Genomic DNA, 18,841 nt, shown 5'->3' with positions numbered 1-18,841 from the left:
AGCGGTTCACCGCTCTCGCTCTGAATACTGGCGAGTGGTGACGTAAACGCGAACACACCCAAGACGAGCACGAGCAATACGATCGGAAGTATCGCGCTGACCCATCGCGGTAGTCCGAGCGGCTGTGTGACCTCGTTTTCAGTAGATACACCACTGTCCGCCGTCGGTTTCTGTGTCTTATCCGGCATGTTAGACCACCTCGAAAAAGCTCATCCAGCCGAGTTCGGCGAACTCGGACTGGTGGGCGTGGAACATGTACAGCCCGGGTTCGTGGTCCGAGTAGTCGAGCTCGATGATACCGCGCTGCGCCTGCGTCTGCATGATCGTGTCCACGGTCTTGCGCGTCGGTGTCAGCGTCGTCCCGTGATCATAGTAATCGAAGAACTGCGAGTGCGTGTGGAACGAGTTGATGAGGTCGAACTCAGTCGCATTGGAGAGGTACACGCGTTGCCGTTCGTTCTTGTCGATCTGGATGGGACGCTTCGTCTCGCCGGCTGTCCAGTTGCCGGTGCCGTCGGTACTACCGACCCCGTATGCGAACGCCCGTGTGTTCGCCGCGTAGACCTCGTTCCCGCCGTCGAAGTTGGTGTCGAACGAGTTCATCACCATGACCATCTCGTTGACGGCGTCGTTTTCGGCGTACTCGTGGTTCCGGCTCTTCGCCTCTTCGACGAACCGCGTCCGCATGTCGTCGGTAATCGGGCCGGGATAATTGACGTAATCGCGTGGATTCTCCCTGACGCGTTCGGGGTCCGGATCGACGATGATCGTGCCGTAGAGTCCGCGGTGGATGTGTTCTTTCAGCGGGAGCGAGTGGCAGTGATAGAAGTGCGTACCGGCTGGTTGGGCAATCCACTCGTAGGTGAATGATTCTCCCGTATCGAGCACACCCGGCCCGTTCTGGGGGATCCCATCCATTCGCGGGTTAAGGTTCTTCAGATGCGGATGGATCGTGTGAGCGTGCCGTCCGAGGTTCGTGAATTTGACGCGAATTAGGTCGCCCTCAACAGCACGGATCGTGGGGCCCGGCACCTGACCGTTGAATGCCCACGCTTGGAACTCGACGCCCGGCGCGATGGTGATCGTTGTGTCGACCGCGGTGAATTCGAACTCCCGTACGGTTCGACCATCCTCCTCGTAGACCTGCTGCGGAACGTTATCCTGCCCGCTGTCTCCGGTATTGAACGCGGTGAGGAACTCGTGCGGATCGAAGTCCAAATCTCGGTATTCGCCCACCGCACCGAAGTTACCGTGTGTATCATCGCCCTCGTGGCCGGGTGACGCACTTGCACGTGAACTCCCGAGTCCAACGGCGGCACTTCCCGCGACACCAAGACTGCCGAGTACCGTGCGACGACTGACGCTCGTTTCACCGGTGAGTGATTCAACCAAACGCTGTTCGAGTCGTTTGGTGACATCTGCCGCACTCTCGTAATCTATCGAGGGCATGATCTCCTCGACGGGTTGACTATTCGGATACCCATATGTGATAGTGGATGATCCCAATATATAAATTAGACCCATCTAAACTTTGAGTAGATCTAAACTAAAAATGGACTAGCAGACTTCCGAGCTTCTCAGTGAGAACTCTGTGTGAGAGATTGGGTGGATATGGAACGTGCGACTTCTTCGGGTAGCGCAACCGGACCATCTCCGTTATCAGGGTCAAGTGTGACCATTCCGAATGGCGCAATCTCGACAACATCTACGACAGTTCCGGGATGAATCCCATGTTTGGACAGGTACCGGAGGAGATCTGGATCGGTGTCCGGAACCCGTACGATCTGAACGCTGTCACCCACTTGATGATCAGCAAGACGTTCACCATCCTTTGCTCCCGATACATCCAGATCCGCGGTGGGAATTGGGTCGCCATGCGGGTCAACCGCTGGTTGTCCTAGCTGCTCTGCAATCCGGTCGGCAAACTTACTGCTGATGTGGTGTTCGAGGCGATCTGCTTCGTCGTGTACCTCTGCCCAATCATACTCGAGGTGGTCCGTCAGATATCGTTCTAACAGTCGGTGATGGCGAATGATTTCGAGAGCAATAGGAACCCCAGTATCAGTGAGCTCAACTCCCTTGTAGGGCTCGTACTGCACGAAATCACGCTCTGATAATTTTTTCATCATACTGGTAACCGTCGATTGCTCTACGTCGATATACTCAGCGAGCACCGAAGTTCGTACCCGGCCGTCTGTTTCGTTCTGAAGAGAATAGATCGCTTTGAGATAGTCCTCCATGATCGCGCTCAACATTGGAAAAGAATTAGACATGGCTAAATTTATAATTTTCTTCATCTGTGTTACTTGGAGTGTCAATTATCAATGGTGTCTCGCTAGAATTCGGTTAGATCGTGTATCCGTTTGTTTCCTTGCTTGAGGGTTGAATACCATCTCTCTGATGTCTAAAGGCGTTCCGGCAGTACAAGGGCCGGAATCCTGCATGAAAAACTTCGAACCTATATATAGCGGACAAGCAAAGTTCACCATAAAATGTCAGACCTGATCGTCAAAGCAGCTGTGAAGGATGCACTGTCGGACCACAACGTCTCGGCCGATTTCTACAACTCCCTCAACGAGGAGGTCGCCGATCTCCTCGATGACGCCGCCGAGCGTGCCGAATCGAACGACAGGAAGACGGTCCATCTCCGCGACCTGTAGCTCCGGATTTCGCGAGGTCGACACAGAGATCGCGGACGACGTCGAGCGAATCAAGACGCTGATCGAGCAGCTGGAAACCGGTGAGATTTCGATCTCGGATGGAGAGGAGATTTTTCAAGTGGGACAAGACCGACTTGCGAAGCTCCGCGAACTCGTCGTCGATAGAGATGGTGAGATCAAAGAGTTAGAATGACAAGTTCGCTCACGAAGAATTAACCAACGAAACCCAATATCTCACCTGTGCTGTTGGTTAAGATGGTTCGATGTTATCTTCGGGCCAAATACCCCCGAGACATTCATAGATTAGCAACATTCTCCATATACAGAAAATATTTATTCCTCACCAAATTTTCCCATAATGTGTACCACGACTCCGTTGGTGCATACCCATACTCGCACGTATGATAACTCGGTCAGTTACCATCGAAGACATCGATGACCTGTACCTGATGTGGAACGACCACATCAACGCTTCCGCCCTCTATCGCCGCACCCTCCGCGAGGAAATGGAAGTCCGCGACGTCGACCCCGACGACCTCCGTGACCTCCTCGAACGGGCTCGCGAGCTGGGCCACACGAAAGAAGAAATCGTCGACGAGACCAATCGGTACGCCGATCTGAAGACACTCGTCGAAGACGCAGAGGAATAACCCGCAATGTCACAGGACAGTACACCCTCCGAGACGCCTGAGAATCGCACTGACAGTCAGTCCACGGCAGTGAGCAAAGTCTCCAGACAAGCCGTCCTTACAGTTGCGCTGTTGAGTCTGTTCGCTGTCCAGCCCGTCGCAGCACAGACCAGCGCTGTTTGCAGCGCGGACAACCTACCGAGTATGATTGAGGGCTTCTTCCAGCTGACCACTGGACTCGGCATCGTCGGCCTTGCCGTGGTCTGGCAGGCCGACTCCCTCATCGAGATGTTCACCCTGAACCCTGAGCAAAAGAAGGGCCTCAAGCGCCACAAGCGCTCGGCGATGAAGTCCGCCGTCGTCCTCGTTGTTCTCGGCCCGCTGTACACCGTTGCGGGGTCGATGATGGGGCTGCCGCTGGCACAGTGTGTTGACCTCGTCCCCTGGTAAGTCACTCTACCATCCCCGTCGCGAGCCCATGGAACAACGAGAGCTCTCCGTGCTCATGGCCGCCCTGTTCGTGACGAGCCTAGTCACGGGTGTCGTCGCAGCCGATCCACCACGCCCGGGTACTGAGGGGAACGGCCTTTCTGAGAACGAGTCAGCGACGCTCTGGTCTCGCGATGCGGATAACTATATCAGTCAAGAAGAGTACCGCCAGCGCTACGGAGAGGACCGCACGTCCGTCCATCAGCTCGCGAATGGGACAGACATCACGTTCAAGCGGCCGCCTTCAACCGCCGCAACGTGGACTCGAAACGATTTCGGCGACCTCGAAGCCGGTGGGTCAGATACGTCAGTTCATCCGCCTCACGCATCCCTCGAAGACGGTGTCTTCATCGAAGACGCCCATGCGACAGTGTTTGCGGTTCAGCCGTCGACTCGTGGTCACCTCGAGTCCGGTGATACCCCACTCTACATCGCACCGAATGGGACGATGCGTGGGTTCGTCGATTACCGGGTCCGTGTTCCAAATGGGAGTTCCTCCGGGAACAGGACCATCGAGTGGTCGCTTACGGAACACGAGATCGAGGAAGTTCGGCTGCAGAAAGACGGGGAGACCATCGCGAGGACTGATGGGTCGCACACGCCGGCCATCAACTACCAGATCACCGACGACTGGAGTGCAACCCTCACTCTCGAAGCAGAGATCCACGTTCGGCTGAAGAAGACGATACGGACCGACGTGGGCGGCGGAACCAACGTCGACGTCGTCTATCGTGAGGAGACGCGAAACGTTTCGGACTCGGTCGATGTCGAGATATACGACCTCTCTGCGTACCCCTACTACGCCGAGTACCCCAACGGCGATGCTGGCGTGGCTATCTTCCAGTCTCAGTCGATCACATCGACAGCCGCGTAACCCCGTTTGATCACGGTGAACCAAACCGAACTAGCTGTGGAGCATCTTCGAACCGCTAGTGAGCATGATTTTCGGGATGGATCGCCGCTGTCGGCGGCGGACTGCCGCCGACGCGACGGCGTCGCCACTCACGACCGCTGTCCGGACCGGTGGACAGCTACCGGAAGAACCGGTCGTCAAGTGACTGGTTCGCTGGAACAGACCTACGCACACCAAGTGCTGTCCAAGCTGCGCGAAGCGTCATTTCGCAGAACTCCGTGAACGACCACTGCAAGAGGCGGCGCCCCCCGCGGCGGGGCGCCGCCACGTACTTCCAGTGGAGATATCGCCAGCTGTTCTGAAGCAGTAGGCTCACTACAAACATCATCAGCCGGAGCCCAGCGTCCTGAGAACTGGTGAAAGCGAGGCTCTGCTTAGCTAATCGGTAGCTCGACTCGATGCCGAAGCGCTTGCTGTAGTGTTCTCGGGCATCCCGTGGTGTGTCGATGAACGGCGCGTCAGCGGCGTAGCCGTGACGCGCCACCCCGTGTTCGTCGTATCGTCCCTGCTGGTAGACGCAGTCGATGAACACGGGGAACGTCACCTCACCGGCGAGATCGTGTTCGATCTCGCGGCTCCAGCCTCTGTTGAGTTCGTCTTGAATCGTCTCGCCCCACTTGACAATCGGCATGACGTAGGCGTAGTTGTGCTTGGACAGCAGTCCGAGGCAGGTACTGTTGTAGAATCCACGATCGAGGTAGACGGCCTTGACGCCGAGGTCAAGGCCGTCGAGCAGTTCGAGGAACTCAGCGAGGACATCGCTGGTGGTATCGCCAGCGACAAGCTGGCGAACCGCCAGCGTGTATCGTTTGTTGCGGACACGTACGTAGAGCGTCGCATAGGCGTGAAACGTCGTTGTTCCACGCTTGGCCTGTGAGGAGTACAGAGCCTCGGTTTCGTCCTCATCACCGTAGTAGGGATCGAGGTGGAGGTCTGCGCAGACCTCCACCGGTCGATCTGGAAGTGTCTCAAGCGTATCTCGCTGAAGCAGCGTGTCTCCAACCGATTCAACCGAATCCAGTTCAAACTGATCGGTGAGATGTCCACGGACGGTATTAGCGTGTGGTGAGTCGTCAGTCGTTTCGCAGACGTGATTGATCGAGGTCCCGCCGGCGCTGGCGCCGGCGAGGACCTCGTACAATGTCTCCGTAGAGACCTCAACGTCTTCTCCGAGATCTACCGAAAGCTCCTCTTCAAGACTGTTGACGACAAAATTAAGCAGGTGCTCTTCCTCTATCTCGCTGTCTGCTTCGGGTTGTTGCACATCTTCCCAAAGCAGACACTTCCTCTAACCCGATGTGATCGACTGAGTCTCGTCCGTGGCAAGGGTACACACTCACCGACGAGGGGAACGCGAGCGTACGCGGTGTCTGGCGGTTTTACACGGCCCGCAACACCAACTGGGATACGCTCGTCAGGTCGAACCGAACCGACAGCGCCGAAGTCGAGTCCGATGCGATCCCCGTGTACGTCCACGCGTATCCGTCCCGAATCGGACCACGAGCTGAGCCCGTCCGGGACGGCCCCAAAATCATCGACACCTGGGGAACGGAACGCCCCTCCCCGCTGGAGACTATCGGCGAGAACGTCAACGTCGAGATCGTAAATCAGTCCTACGAGACGACGTACGGTGTCGCCGTCCGCGCCGAGAACGTCGACAGAGAAGCACTCCACGTCGCAGGCATCGTTCGCGGTGTGAACGCGTCTATCGTCGAGCCCGATGCCGGTTCTGAACGGCAACTTCGTCGTAGCAATCTCACCGTCGAGGTTCTCCAGCAAAACGAATCACAGGCGACGCTTCGGATTGAGCTACGTGACAACCAGACTGGCGCACCGATCGTCCTCAACGATAGCGCCCGCCGGTATCCTATCGGTGGCATCTCACGTGATGGCTACATCACCATCGCCAATCGGGAGGTCGAGACCAACGCCTCTGGCGTAGCCATCGTGACGATCACTGAACCCGGTATCTACACCGCTCGGTATCATCCAGGGTCGTGGCTCGGACACAATCCGGCCTACGTGAGTGATACGGCGACCGCCCGGTGGCATCCACTCGGAACCATCGACGGCTGGTTCGCGTTCATCTTCGAGGTCGGCTGGCAGTTCATTCCCTTCTTCGTAATGTTCTACGCGGGACGCCGTCTCCTCCGGATGCTCGGCCCAGAAGACATCTTCCAACAAGATCCATAGCCCATGACACAGAATTACCCACACATCAGTAGGCGAAACGCCCTCCGAACAGTCGCAGGCGCCGCGCTTGTGAGCGTGGCTGGCTGTCTGAACAACGGTGATAGCTCCGGAACTCCCGGTGACGGGACAACCGATTCAGAGAGCAAGGGGCCACTCAAGCGAGTCGCTGTCGACGGGACGACACTCGTCGTCGAGCTCTCGCCCGAAGCCGACGTCGACCAGGTCAACCTCATCCAACCTAATGGAGAGCTGTTCGGAAAGCGTGACGTGGCCGCAGGGGCCCAACAGGTATCGTACGAGATCGGAACCACGTACGAGCCCGGAGAGTACCGCGTGGTCGCTCTGAAAGGTGAGGAGACAGTCGTAGAAATTACGAGGAGTATCGAACCGGCAATCCAGATTCGAGACGTTGGACTCTACCGAAACAATCCTGACAAGCCATGGGATGAGGTCTACGGTGAAAGCAAAACTGACTCGAAGAAGAATGGAGAGGCATTTGTTACTATTCAGAACTCCGGGAACGGACCAGATGCGGTCGTTGAGCTCCGGTTTACTGGAGATGTCCCTAACCCTGTCGAAGATCCCCGCGGAAGTGGAATCTATGAAAAAGACAGCGTTGTGATTCCAGCAGGTGAGACAGTAGATCTCTTCAGTGATTCATTCCCATTCGGTTCGGAAATTGGTGACGAGGGTATGGGCTGTTCGACTGATGGAAACAGTGGGAAGTTCACGGTCGGGTTAGAAACTCGAGTCATTGGCCAAGAAGTCACAAAATCGTACAATGTAGAGTACACTGACTCTGACGAAATGCAAAACTGCGAAATCACAATCAGTGAGGCTTGATCATGGTTGATCTAATCGACGTTGTCTTAGAGGGGTTCAAAGACGTCGTTGACTGGATTATCGGCCTCTTCATGGATGGCCTGACGACGGGATACAACAAGCTCACCGAGGAGATGTTTGGGACCCCCACTCCTCAGACGGATGGAGCATTCGTCTTCGGGGAACCGACGAACGCACCCTGGTCAACGATTCAGGATGCACTCGTCGGTGGCGAAATAATGCTCATCGCGTTGCTGCTGCTCGTGATGAGCGTACAAGGGCGTCATACCATCCGAATATTCAATATCGGTAGTGCATACGAAGCGAGGAAAACAAAGAAAACTGCGTGGGTTGGTGCGTTTCTGATTATTGTCTGGTATTGGGTCGGTGTCCTCACGCTCTACATTGTTGATGGATTCTCGATTGCTCTGATGCCCGGTATGGCTTCGCTTCGTAACGCTATGTTGGGATTCCTCAGCGTGACGCTGACCAATCCTGGGTTATCGCTGTTGTTTGCGCTGATCGGAGGCATCTCAATGTGGGCACTAGAGGCCCTGTTTTACATCCGTGAGATTCTCCTCTATGTCTATCTCTACGGAATGCCGATTGCGATCGCCCTTGGGTATGGAAATATACCAATTGTCTCTGATATCGCCATGGGGTTCTGCAAGCGGTTTGTCCCCCTTGCCGTCCTACCACTACCAGCATCGATAGTATTCAAAGGCTATGACCTGATATACGGTGGCGGGACGCTCACTCCTGAGACTGCCTTTCTCAAGTTCCTAGTTGCTGCTTCTCTACCACTGGTTGCGCTCTACATAACCTGGAAGACGTTCAAGTACGCGACTCCGTTGACTGCCAAGGTCGTAGGTGGTGCGACGAAGGGAGCTGCCCTCGTCGGCGGTGTCGCAGCCGGTGCGTATGTCGGCGGTGCTGGCGTCGCGACGACGGCAGCACGATGGGGGCCAAAAGCGGCTGCTGGTCACGCTGTCGCACAGAAAGCAGCTGCTCGAGGAGGCCACAGCGGCGGGGACAGCGATCCTCCTTCATATCGCCGGACTGAGAACGATCCAAGCGGAGCAACGACAGAGGCATCGAGCACTGATCGTGGAATGGAGTTTGATCGAGGAATCCACTAACAATGTCGATGGATCAAGACGCAGCCGCACGGCGCATCATGGACCAGTTCGGCGAAGAGAGTCGCATCCCCTACCTCAACATCGAGGAGGGGGACGTCGGTGTGCTCATCGCCTTCCCGATCATGGGCCTGTTCATCGCTGGCCTCACTGGTATCGAGTCACTCGCCCTCCCGTTCGTAGCAGGAGGATTCGGGTTTGGCGTTGCCGTCATCTACGTCTCTCCTGACCACCTGAACGCGTGGACGTGGACGAAGGACGTCTATCGATACGCCAAGCGACCGCGAGTTACGTTCAGTGCCCCAGAGGAGCCCGACAGTACCACGAACGAGACAGAGCGGAATGAAGGCGGTCTCGCGAACTACACGCCGTTCAAACCGGACGAGCGAACGCAGGACCTCACGAACGTCAAACGAGCATGGCCTGGTGCTGGAGCGATTCAACGAGCGGACGGCACGATGGAAGCGTTCATCGAGATTGACCCGGGGAACATGGACTTCGCGATGTCCGACGACTGGGCTCAGCTCCAGGAGGCGGGCGAAGAGTTCGCCAACAAGGAACTTGATTCGAAGCTCAAACTCCACGCCACAACCCGATCATTTCCGGTAGAGCAAATCACCGAGACAATCGAGGAGCGGCTCAACGACGAGGACGTCAAACAGAACCCGATCTTCCGGGAACTCCTCGAGGAGTACCGCGAGACGCGTCCCAAAGAGATGCGTGACCGGGGCATCCAACAGGTGCGCTACTACATCGGCGTCGAGGTCACGCCGCTCGAAGTCTACGATAGATACCGAGACGAAGGGACACCCGCCGAGAAACTGACGCAGTTCCCCGTCATTGGGTTCCTGTTCAACCCATTCGTGACTCGTCGTGAGGACCTCACAGATGTCGAGCGCCGCGCCCAGATGTTCGAGAAGCTGGACAGCCGCGTCAACGACGTTCGCGCCGAGTTCATCCAGCAGGCGTCCGGGTGGTCTGCTCGCCGGCTCAGTACGGTCGAACTGTTCGTTCTGAATATGGACTTCTGGAACGGTCGCGAGCACGACTACGACGAGGCAGAGCGTGTTGTTCGCGAGCAACCGATCATCGGCCACTCGCGCCGGGAGGATGAGACCAATGCGTAACGTTGTCCTGCAGGCGGGTGGCGGGACCTTCACCCAACTCACAGAGTGGCTACGGAACCCAACGTCACCCGAGGGTGCGGCGATTTACCTTCTGTTGGTTGTAGTCCTCGGCGTCGTCGGGAAACTCCTCTGGGACTGGCACACCGCCGACGACGAACCCGAAGTCGATTTCTCGGACGTCCTCGACGAGGAGACGCTCGAAGAGGGTCACGCGGAAGGCCAGCTCCTCGACGACATCTCTGAGTCCCACAAAACGGTGACTGCGCCAGCAGCCATCGAGTGGGAGACACGATCCGCACGCGTCGGCGAGCAGTGGACGACGACGCTGTACATCGCGGACTACGCCGATTACCCGAACGACGGGTATCTGAGCGATCTCTTCGAGTTGACCGACGTCGAGTTCGACCTCACAGCGCACATCACCCCGAAGAACCAGCAGCGAGCGCGGAACGAACTACAGGACATCGCTGACGACCTCCAGGTCGACGCCGATCTTGAACAGAGTGTCCGCAGTGCGTACCTCCAAGAGCGAGCAAACGAGGCCGCTGCGACCTACAAGGCCGTCGAGAGCGGAGCGAACGTCTTCGACCAGGGGATGTTCGTCACGGTTCGCGCCGACGACAAGGAGGACCTCAGGGACTCAGTCCAGAAGGTCAAGAGCGCCCTCCGCGACGACCCAGCGAACCTCACGCCGAAGACCGCTATTTGTCGGCAAGACCTTGCCCTCCAGTCCGCCGCACCCATTGGCGACAACGAATTCGGTCGCGAGTCGATCGCCCTTGGGGGTGCCGTCGGCGCGTTGCTGTCCTCGCCGCACAACGCGACGATTCTCGAGGAGGGCGGCGTCGAGTTCGGGATTCACAAGGACAACCAGAGCCCGGTCGTCATCGACCCGTTCGCCCGTGACAACGGGTATGCGATGTTCACCGTCGGCGATACTGGGTCTGGGAAGTCGTTCAGTTCGAAGCAGAACTTCATCCGCTCTATCGAGCAGAGTAAGGACCGAATCGGCATCATCCTCGAACCGCTCAACAACTGGGCGGGGGTCGCCGAAGCGCTCGGTGCGAAACGCATCACCGTCGGTGGGACGCTCGGTCTGAATCCTTTGGAGATCCGTCAGACACCCGACCACGTCCAGCGGGCGATGGGTGAGGATGCGAGCCCGTTCAACGAGAAGCTCGACGACGCGATGAGCTTCCTGACGAACTTCTTCGCACTGCGGGGCATCTCGCTCGGGGATCGTCGGACGACGCTCGAACTCGGTCTCAAGCGTGCCTACAAGCGCAACGACATCACCGACGATATCTCGACGCACAGCAACCCCAGCCCGACTATCCGGGATATGATGGACGTCTTCGAAGACATGGTCGACGACCCCGAGGAGTTCGTCGTTCGTTCCGACGAGGAGGCCGGGAAGATTCGCGAGGACGCGACGTGGCTTCTGGACCAGCTTCGTCCCTTCGAGGAGGAGGGTCGCCACGCTAATCTCGGGAAGTCCTCAGAGTTCGACATTCGCGACGAGAAAGTCATCTACCTCGATCTCGCACAACAGGAGGGCAGCGTCGACAGCAGCACGGCACTGACGATGCAGTTGCTCATCTCGCTCGTCTACGAGCGGGCGAAAGAGACGGACAAGGAGGTCGTGTTCGTCATCGACGAGGCGCGGTACATCATGCAGGACGCTGCGAGTCTAGCGTTCCTCGAGACGGTATTCCGACATCACCGTCACCACGATCTCTCGATTCGTCTCGTTACCCAGACCGTCGACGAGTTCTTCGAGCACGCCGAGTCCGAAGCCATTCTTGACCAGTGTGCCGTCAAGCAGTTCCACCGCCTGGATGGAATGGACGACCAGTGGGCCGACGAGTTCGGGTTGAACTACGCCCAGATGCGCTACGTGCAGGACGCGGTCCCCGGCAACGAGGACGCTGGGTTCTCTGAGGCGCTCGTCGGCGTCGACGGCGAGTGGCGCGGCATCAAGGTCGAGGCAATGCCCAAGGAGAAGCAAGTCATCGACTTCGACCCGACCGAGCAACGGCGATCCTCACTCCCTGGAGCTGGTGAAGACGCAGTTGATACGGACGTCCAGGAGTTCCGAGAGAAGCTGGAAGAGCAGGTGACGAACGGACAGTCGAAAGAGTCGGAAACCGTTTCTGCCAAACCTGACGGCGGGTCGATGGAGGGAGAGGACGATGCGTGAGTATCTCCGAGTCACGCCCACATCCGAAGGCCTGGATCCCGAGGGAATTCCTCGAGTCCTCGAAAGCCTACATAAACTGACGACCACGGAGTCAACGGGACTCGCACAGAAGCTGAACCCACTCCACAGTGACACACCGCTCCGATTCGAGTTTCTCGCACTGAGTGAGGGAGCAGACGACCCTGTCGAGTTCTTTTACGGCGCCGACGGGCATCTCGACACACTCGAAAAACGGCTCCGTTCGATCTATCCCGAGACATTCGATATCGAACGCGTCGACGTCGACGTCGCCTCTCGGCTCATCCAGCCAGTCGAATTCACACGAGCAGAGTTCCTCGAACACTACGAGGCGGGGCAACTACAGTACGAGTTTGGTCCTGACGAACAGCATGAGCTTGTCGATGAAGACCGTAGCCAAGACCAGACACCAGCGGCCGAAGCATCCCCCTTTGCAGATGGCGGCGCAGCGGTCGAGTCATCTGCTGGTCACTTCGTTGAGGTTGGTGATACCGCCCTTGAGCTGGCACCACCGAGCGAAATACCGGACGAGCAGCCACTGACGACGCTCGAAAAGCCAACCGAGACGGACGAGGGAACGATACTCGCTCGGCCAACCATCGACGCAATCTCGCCAGTTGGCGTGCGCTGGTCCGGTTCGACCACCCGGAAGAACGACTGGATGACGTCATTGACGCCCTTCGCCTCTGGCGATGGCGACGACGCCTTAGTGGCTGTCGACCAGCCCGGCGCGACGCTCGCGTCACTCGTCGACCACTTGATGGAGGCGGCTTCACCTGTGGCGTTTCAGGTTGTGTTCCAGCGACGGGCGAGCTGGCAGTCCGACGCTGAGGTCCGAAAAGAGGATCTCGTCGACGGGCGGGACACCTTCTTCCAGGAAGTCGTTGGGTCCTTCCTCGAGGTTGAAGACCAGCGGAGCGATCACGACGAGAAGCAGCTCAGCGAGTCAGTCGAAAAACGCATTGAGTATATCGACGCGAAGAATCCCAAGCGGTCGTTCACTGCTAACATCCGAGCAGTCGGCGTTCCGACAGGGGATGAGGCTCGCGACGAACTCGCGGCCCAGATGGACTCACTTCGCCCTGTGTTCGACCCAGTGGACGGGCCCTATTACGAAGTCGAAGGAAAACGACTCCGGGCAGACGGTTTTCGTGAAAAGACGAAAGAGAAGAACGCCCAGACAGCCCTCCGACAGTTGCTAGATCGAGAGATTACGACCGGCCGAGGGAAGACCCGACCGGATTTCGTCCTCAGTGGGACGGAACTCGCAAACTTCGTGCTCGTGCCATCCTCCGAGCAACTCACCGTTGAGGGGACGCGAGGAACTCGAGCTGAGCAGCAGAGCCGGAACCCGCTTCCGTGGCCCAATCCAGATTTGGTTCAGCAGTTCCAAGAGGGCATGGCTATCGGCTACGCGCTCGACGAGAATGGCGAGCCGCGACCGGACCCGATCCGGGTTCCGCCGGATTTGCTGACGACGCACTACGGCCGGTTCGCATCGACTGGCGGCGGGAAATCGAAAGCGATCATCAACGACGCGCTCTCGCTCCGCGAGACGACCGGCGGACCTGTCGTGATCGTCGATCCGAAAGGCGATGGGATGTGTGCGAACTACCTTCGCTGCCACTACGAACGTTTCAACGGATTGGACGACGTCTACCAGTTCCGCGTCCCAGAGACTGTCCCAGCGTTCTCCTTCTTCGACATTCGTCCCGCACTTGAAGCCGGTCGTCCCCGCGAGGACGCGATTCAGGACAAGGTCGACCACTTCCACGACATCCTGCGGATGATTATGGGCCGCGAGCAGTACGGCCAGGCATTTGTCGCGAACGAGATCCTCAGCTACCTCATCAAGGCACTCTTCGACGAGGAGTACGGGAGCGACGTCTTCGGTCTGGACGACCTTTTCGCGGCAGCTCTCCGGATGCAACGAGAGCGAACTGTCCCACCGATTTCGGCGGACAACAGGAACGTCGAGGAGTCACTCACGCGGCACTTCGCGAAGGACGACCACCGGTTCCAGGTGTCGATGGACGCCGTCGGAAATCGTCTGGACAAACTCAGAGAAGACGCGCACCTGCGACGGATCTTCAGTCACGTTCCCGAGCAGAACGACGCTGGCGAGTACGTCGACAATCGCTTCGACTTCCGCGAGTTCCTCGACGAAGACGCCACGGTTCTGTTCGACTTGGGCGATCTGCGTCCCGAGGCACAACGGGCAATCACACTCCTCCTGTTGAGTAACCTCTGGGACGCCGTCCAGGTGCGCCGGCGTGATGGAAAGACAGACTACGAGAACCTCACCAATCTCATCATCGAGGAGGCCGCCCCCGTGGCCTCGACAAAACTCGTCTCCGAACAACTGCTTCCACAGGGACGGTCATTCGGCCTGAGCATGGGACTTGTGATGCAGTTCCCCGGCCAGGTTCGAAATCGAAACGAGCGCGCCTACGACGAGCTCCTCAACAACATCAAGACGAAGCTCATTGGGAACATCTCTATCGAGCGCGACCTCGCCGAGTCGTTGGCCCACGAAGACCTGAGTCCGACTGACCTTCGAAATCGGGTTAATACGCTCCCCAGTGGAGAGTGGATTGCTCAACTCCCGAGCCCCTCATTTGGGAAGACAGGGCCTGCTCCATTCTCGGTGAAGCCGCTCCCGATAGCAGCGGGCCATCCAGAAAGCGACGAGGCGCTCTCTGTCGAGCAGGAGGACCACTTCGAGTCCGTAGCTCTTCCACGGCTGTCAGAGCGTACACAGACCCAGTACGGACTTGCTGAGGCCCCAAGCGAATCGGAGACAGCCGACGATGAGGGATGGGGGAGTAGACCGAACGCTGGACAGTCTGCATCTGCAGAATCGACTAGCTCTGGAGACTCGACGGAGTCGTCGTTCATCGGACAGGCAACCAGTGGTTCAGTAGCCGACGAAGAGAAGGAGAAAGACGCGGACACCATTGATTCCCTGTTTGGGAATCTGGGATCCGTAGAGTCAGAAGAGTCGGCCACAGAAGAGGAGACGAACGCCGTCGACGAAAACGGACCTTCGCCAGTACAGGCAGGTGGCGTGACCGTCTCCGATGACGAACTCCGACGGCGCGGACTCACTCACGACGACATCCGATTCTTGACTCGCGTCCTCGACGTGATGAACAGGGACGCACCGAATCATGGATTCATGGATTCAATGAGTAGGTTCAAGGACGACTTTGATGACCTGGACGTGCAGCGGCTCATCGACCAGGATCTGCTGGAAGAAGGACGAGCCTGCAGTCGGAAGTACTACACCGTCCTCCCGGCAGGGCGTGAACTGCTTGGCCAGAAGCTTAAGGTCGGCCCTGGGCAGGGAGATATCGGCGAGAAAACGCCGCACAAGGTCGGTGTGAAGCTGCTCGAACTATGGTTGGAAGCGCGCGACGATGTCGAGCAGGTTGAATCCTATTACGAGTACGATGAGGAGACCGTATTCGACGTCGCCGCCTTCGACGCTGACGGAGAACTCGTGTGGGTCGGTGAAGCGGAATTCCCGAGCAACAACAAACACGCGCCTGTCGACGATTACGACAAGCAGAGTGAGGTGGACGCAAACGCTGTCTGGGCGTTCAACAGACGCGAGACAGCCGTTGAGGTGTTGGATCGACTCGCAGAGGCCGACCGGATAGAAAATAGTGTGAGTGGGCGTGCAGCCCGTCGGTTCTCGGATATTCGAGAAGCCATTGAATCGTTTGACGCAGAAGGGATGACGACGATTCGGAGCTTCAACAAGCTCGATGAGGAGTTCAATCCATGAGTTGGCGCCAAGCTACGCGCGAGGAGATTTACAGGTACTACACGGAGGAGTTCCCCTCGTACATCGACGAATTCCCGTCGTTCATCACCGCGAAGGGACCAAAGCAGTACGCGCTCGCGTTTCGAGAACCCCACCCGGTACGGAAAGACGGAGTCCCAGACAAGGACTTCATCCGACGAGACACCTGGCAGACGAACACCTCCGGAGAGCGGACCTCAGCAGCGTTCCACGACTTCGACGATGTCCTCGAGTTCATCCGCCACCCAGCACGGAATGACCCGCTCGGACGGAGTGACTTCGCGCTCGCCGATCCCGACCTGCTTGACAAACCAGATCCACATCACGATGCAGTGTACTACGCCCTCGATCATTGGGAACGGCCGTGGGTGCTCCTCGTCGATATCGACGCGAAAACGATAGCCCGAGAGCGAGCAACTCGAACGGTATCCAACGGAGATGTTTCGGGGGACAGCGAGGAGCTGCTCGATGCTGTGGAAGTTCTCGAAGCGGACCCAGTAGGCTACCCGTATTCTTTCGCGGATATCGAACGGGCCATTGAGTACGGTTTCGAGGTGCGAGATATTTTCGAGGACGACTTCAACGCCGAGGAGACGATGGTGGTGTATAGCGGCCAGGGCGTTCACGTCTATCTCCTCGATACCGACCCTGCTCATCGATATGACGCCAAAAGTCGAGAGGTGCTGAACGACCTTCTGCAAGACACCTATGATATTCCCATCGACCCAGTGGTTACCGCCGACCGTCGTCGAGTCGCTCGGCTCCCCTACTCGTTGCACGCTGACGTCTGCAGTATCGTCACGCCGATAGAGAGCCCGAGCTTCGACGTTCGGTCTGCAACACCGGAGGTCATCCAGTCATGAGTCAGTCGACGCCTGTCGAGGACGAGCGTGCCGCCTATCGCGTTGCGACGCTCCCGCTCGAATACGGCAAGACCCGCATCAACCAACTGTTCACGCGGGGCTACAATCGATACATCGTCGACGGTGAAGACCAACCAGAAGACCTGTTGAACGACCTCGAACGGTTCGGGACGGCGGCGTTCAAAGAAGACATCAGGACAAACGCGGCGGAGGAACCGTTCGTCGACGAACCGGGAACACTCGCCGTCCTCGCGACGTTGAGCGCGATCTGCGTCAAGGCACACCCGAAGTTCGAACACGCTCCGCCGCGAAAGGTGCAAGTCCTCTACAATATTCGGGAGTTGTACGTCAACAATCTCGCTTCCCTCCTTCGAGAATTCGGTGATGGGACTCTCCAACAGGATATCGCAGAGGTACTGTACGAGAAAGATCCCGGAGAGGACGGTCCGCACCCCGGCCGCGTTTGTACAGGGATCAAGGAGATGCCGGAGTTCGGTGAGGGGTTGTATCTCGAAATCCCAATGGCTGCGGCATCGAGAGATTGCCTCGTCCACGCCGACACCGAGACAGGAGAGGCCGGAGAACTGCTCACTCACGTTAAGGACAACCGTCTCTACGTGCCGGTCGGCGATTTCGATACGAAGTATCGCGAGTATGCCAGACGCGCGTTCAAGAAGCTCCTGCGAGTTCAGGAGGAGAACCTCTCCGAAGACCAGCTGACGTGGCTAACGACGAATGAGTCGGCCATCACAGAGCGCATCGACCGCTTCATCGAGACGGGACACCACGAACGAATCTGGCGAGACTGGAACCCCGGTGAACGGACCATCCGTGTGCTTCGGGATGCGATTCGAGACGCTCCAGACGAAGTCACTACGCTGGGGAATTTTTACTCAGCGAAGGAGCTGTTTGAAGCTGTGGAGGCGTGCGATCCGGAAGCAGACTGGAAGCGAGACGTGTGTAATCGCATCTCGAGTCCACGGAGTCTCGGGAATCTTCTCGCATCCCAGCGCGACCACCGGAGCCTGACCATTCGGCAGCACGAAAATACGAACCGCTATCGGATTCAGGAATCTACGCGTGGCGTCCAGCCCCTCACCGTCGAATCAATCGAGGACCTGTTTGAACTCCCCTGCATGGCGAATATGGCCGAACGCCTCCACGAGAAGAAACCAGTCCGAAAGGACCTGTACAACTTCGCCCGAATGGTGATGTGGCTGCCACAGTATCAGGACAGCGACCTCGAGACCATTGTCACAGATCTCAAGGACGTCTTCTCGCGGTGGCCGTGGTACGACGACCAGGTCACCGACTACCAGATTCACTACGAGTTCTCGAACACGATTGGAGGCGACACCCCGCTTCCGATGAACTGCGACAACGACGATATGCAGCGGTACTGCATCGGACAGGATGAGTGTCCATACTCGATCTGGGGAAGTCTCCCCTTCCCGGATGAGATGTACGATCGACTAAGTGAAACCGAGGGTAAGGGAAACGAGTTCTAACGCAGACAGTCAATTATCAGGAACCACACCATTATTCAGAAGACGGAAGTGTGACAGATATTAAAATCTCGTCATCCACTTTTCAGGCCTTGTATCGACCAATTTGGACAAGAACGGGTGGGTCACTAGAAGCAACATCACGTAGCCCATCACTTGCCGTCAGTCAGTTATGCCAAGTCTCAATCACAATGTGAATCCGATTCTCTCGAATTCAAGGTCCTCACCACCCCGTCGAGCACAATTCCACCAATCATCGTATCTTAGAACTCGTCGAGGACATCAATAACGGCTGAGAACTGCCCGACGGCCCTCTTGCTAAATCTAAACTCGTTTCATCCCATTCTGTACCTCCAGATTTGTCCAAAGGAAGGCTAGGGTACAACGGTGCAAATGCCGCTGGCTCTCTCGGGCCGAAGGGCCATCAAACGACGATCGTCTATAGCCGATATATCAGAATTCACTCAATGAATAGTGA

At 57.5% G+C, this 18,841-nt stretch carries 14 protein-coding genes and 2 pseudogenes; 13 read left to right on the top strand and 3 right to left on the bottom strand.

What is annotated here, in order from left to right; genetic code table 11:
• Window positions 1-189: 189 nt before the first annotated feature.
• Together ACOZ35_RS00760 and ACOZ35_RS00755 are read right to left on the bottom strand one after the other, a co-directional pair.
• Window positions 190-1,449: a multicopper oxidase domain-containing protein gene (locus ACOZ35_RS00760; protein ID WP_058365976.1), complete on the bottom strand. Its 1,260-nt coding sequence runs from the start codon at window positions 1,447-1,449 to the stop codon at window positions 190-192.
• Window positions 1,450-1,577: 128 nt separating this feature from the next.
• On the bottom strand, window positions 1,578-2,240 hold the full coding sequence (locus ACOZ35_RS00755; protein WP_424013256.1) for a metal-dependent transcriptional regulator: 663 nt from the start codon (window positions 2,238-2,240) through the stop codon (window positions 1,578-1,580).
• Window positions 2,241-2,492: 252 nt separating this feature from the next.
• Between ACOZ35_RS00755 and ACOZ35_RS00750 the strand changes: the two genes are divergently transcribed.
• The 5 genes and pseudogenes from ACOZ35_RS00750 to ACOZ35_RS00730 form a co-directional block, all read left to right on the top strand.
• Entirely contained in the window at window positions 2,493-2,660 is a 168-nt protein-coding gene (locus ACOZ35_RS00750) for a hypothetical protein (protein ID WP_058365971.1), read from the top strand.
• On the top strand, window positions 2,599-2,853 hold the full coding sequence (locus ACOZ35_RS00745) for a hypothetical protein (RefSeq protein WP_125919991.1): 255 nt from the start codon (window positions 2,599-2,601) through the stop codon (window positions 2,851-2,853). Before ACOZ35_RS00750 ends, ACOZ35_RS00745 begins: the two co-directional genes overlap by 62 nt.
• A 208-nt stretch (window positions 2,854-3,061) precedes the next feature.
• Window positions 3,062-3,310: a hypothetical protein gene (locus ACOZ35_RS00740; RefSeq protein WP_058365972.1), complete on the top strand. Its 249-nt coding sequence runs from the start codon at window positions 3,062-3,064 to the stop codon at window positions 3,308-3,310.
• Between the two features lie 6 nt (window positions 3,311-3,316).
• Window positions 3,317-3,739 (top strand): hypothetical protein, encoded by a 423-nt coding sequence (locus tag ACOZ35_RS00735; RefSeq protein WP_058365973.1) that lies wholly within the window; start codon window positions 3,317-3,319, stop codon window positions 3,737-3,739.
• A 28-nt stretch (window positions 3,740-3,767) separates the two neighbouring features.
• Window positions 3,768-4,628 (top strand): annotated as a pseudogene (locus ACOZ35_RS00730) (hypothetical protein); the annotation flags it as partial.
• 181 nt (window positions 4,629-4,809) lie between these two features.
• Here ACOZ35_RS00730 and ACOZ35_RS00725 read toward each other — a convergent pair.
• Window positions 4,810-5,955 carry an ISH3 family transposase gene (locus tag ACOZ35_RS00725; RefSeq protein WP_424013255.1) on the bottom strand — a complete coding sequence of 382 codons (1,146 nt, stop codon included), beginning with the start codon at window positions 5,953-5,955 and terminating at the stop codon, window positions 4,810-4,812.
• 44 nt (window positions 5,956-5,999) lie between these two features.
• Between ACOZ35_RS00725 and ACOZ35_RS00720 the strand changes: the two are divergent.
• From ACOZ35_RS00720 to ACOZ35_RS00685, 8 genes and pseudogenes are all read left to right on the top strand, one after another.
• A pseudogene (locus ACOZ35_RS00720) lies at window positions 6,000-6,884 on the top strand (hypothetical protein); the annotation flags it as partial.
• A gap of 3 nt (window positions 6,885-6,887) precedes the next feature.
• Entirely contained in the window at window positions 6,888-7,727 is an 840-nt protein-coding gene (locus tag ACOZ35_RS00715) for a hypothetical protein (protein WP_144800180.1), read from the top strand.
• A 2-nt stretch (window positions 7,728-7,729) separates the two neighbouring features.
• Complete coding sequence (locus tag ACOZ35_RS00710; protein WP_058365372.1) at window positions 7,730-8,845, top strand: hypothetical protein; 1,116 nt, start codon at window positions 7,730-7,732, stop codon at window positions 8,843-8,845.
• Window positions 8,846-8,847: 2 nt separating this feature from the next.
• Entirely contained in the window at window positions 8,848-9,969 is a 1,122-nt protein-coding gene (locus tag ACOZ35_RS00705) for a hypothetical protein (RefSeq protein WP_144800179.1), read from the top strand.
• Complete coding sequence (locus ACOZ35_RS00700; protein WP_186311049.1) at window positions 9,953-12,169, top strand: VirB4 family type IV secretion system protein; 2,217 nt, start codon at window positions 9,953-9,955, stop codon at window positions 12,167-12,169. Before ACOZ35_RS00705 ends, ACOZ35_RS00700 begins: the two co-directional genes overlap by 17 nt.
• Window positions 12,162-15,977 (top strand): ATP-binding protein, encoded by a 3,816-nt coding sequence (locus ACOZ35_RS00695; RefSeq protein WP_058365593.1) that lies wholly within the window; start codon window positions 12,162-12,164, stop codon window positions 15,975-15,977. Before ACOZ35_RS00700 ends, ACOZ35_RS00695 begins: the two co-directional genes overlap by 8 nt.
• On the top strand, window positions 15,974-16,858 hold the full coding sequence (locus ACOZ35_RS00690) for a hypothetical protein (RefSeq protein WP_058365594.1): 885 nt from the start codon (window positions 15,974-15,976) through the stop codon (window positions 16,856-16,858). The genes ACOZ35_RS00695 and ACOZ35_RS00690 overlap by 4 nt, the downstream gene beginning before the upstream one ends.
• Window positions 16,855-18,366: a primase-associated protein gene (locus tag ACOZ35_RS00685; protein ID WP_058365595.1), complete on the top strand. Its 1,512-nt coding sequence runs from the start codon at window positions 16,855-16,857 to the stop codon at window positions 18,364-18,366. Before ACOZ35_RS00690 ends, ACOZ35_RS00685 begins: the two co-directional genes overlap by 4 nt.
• Window positions 18,367-18,841 lie beyond the last annotated feature (475 nt).

Origin of the sequence: Halorubrum xinjiangense, assembly GCF_049604745.1 — an archaeon.
GTDB lineage: Archaea > Halobacteriota > Halobacteria > Halobacteriales > Haloferacaceae > Halorubrum > Halorubrum xinjiangense_A.
This window is presented reverse-complemented; position numbering and strand designations above follow the sequence as displayed.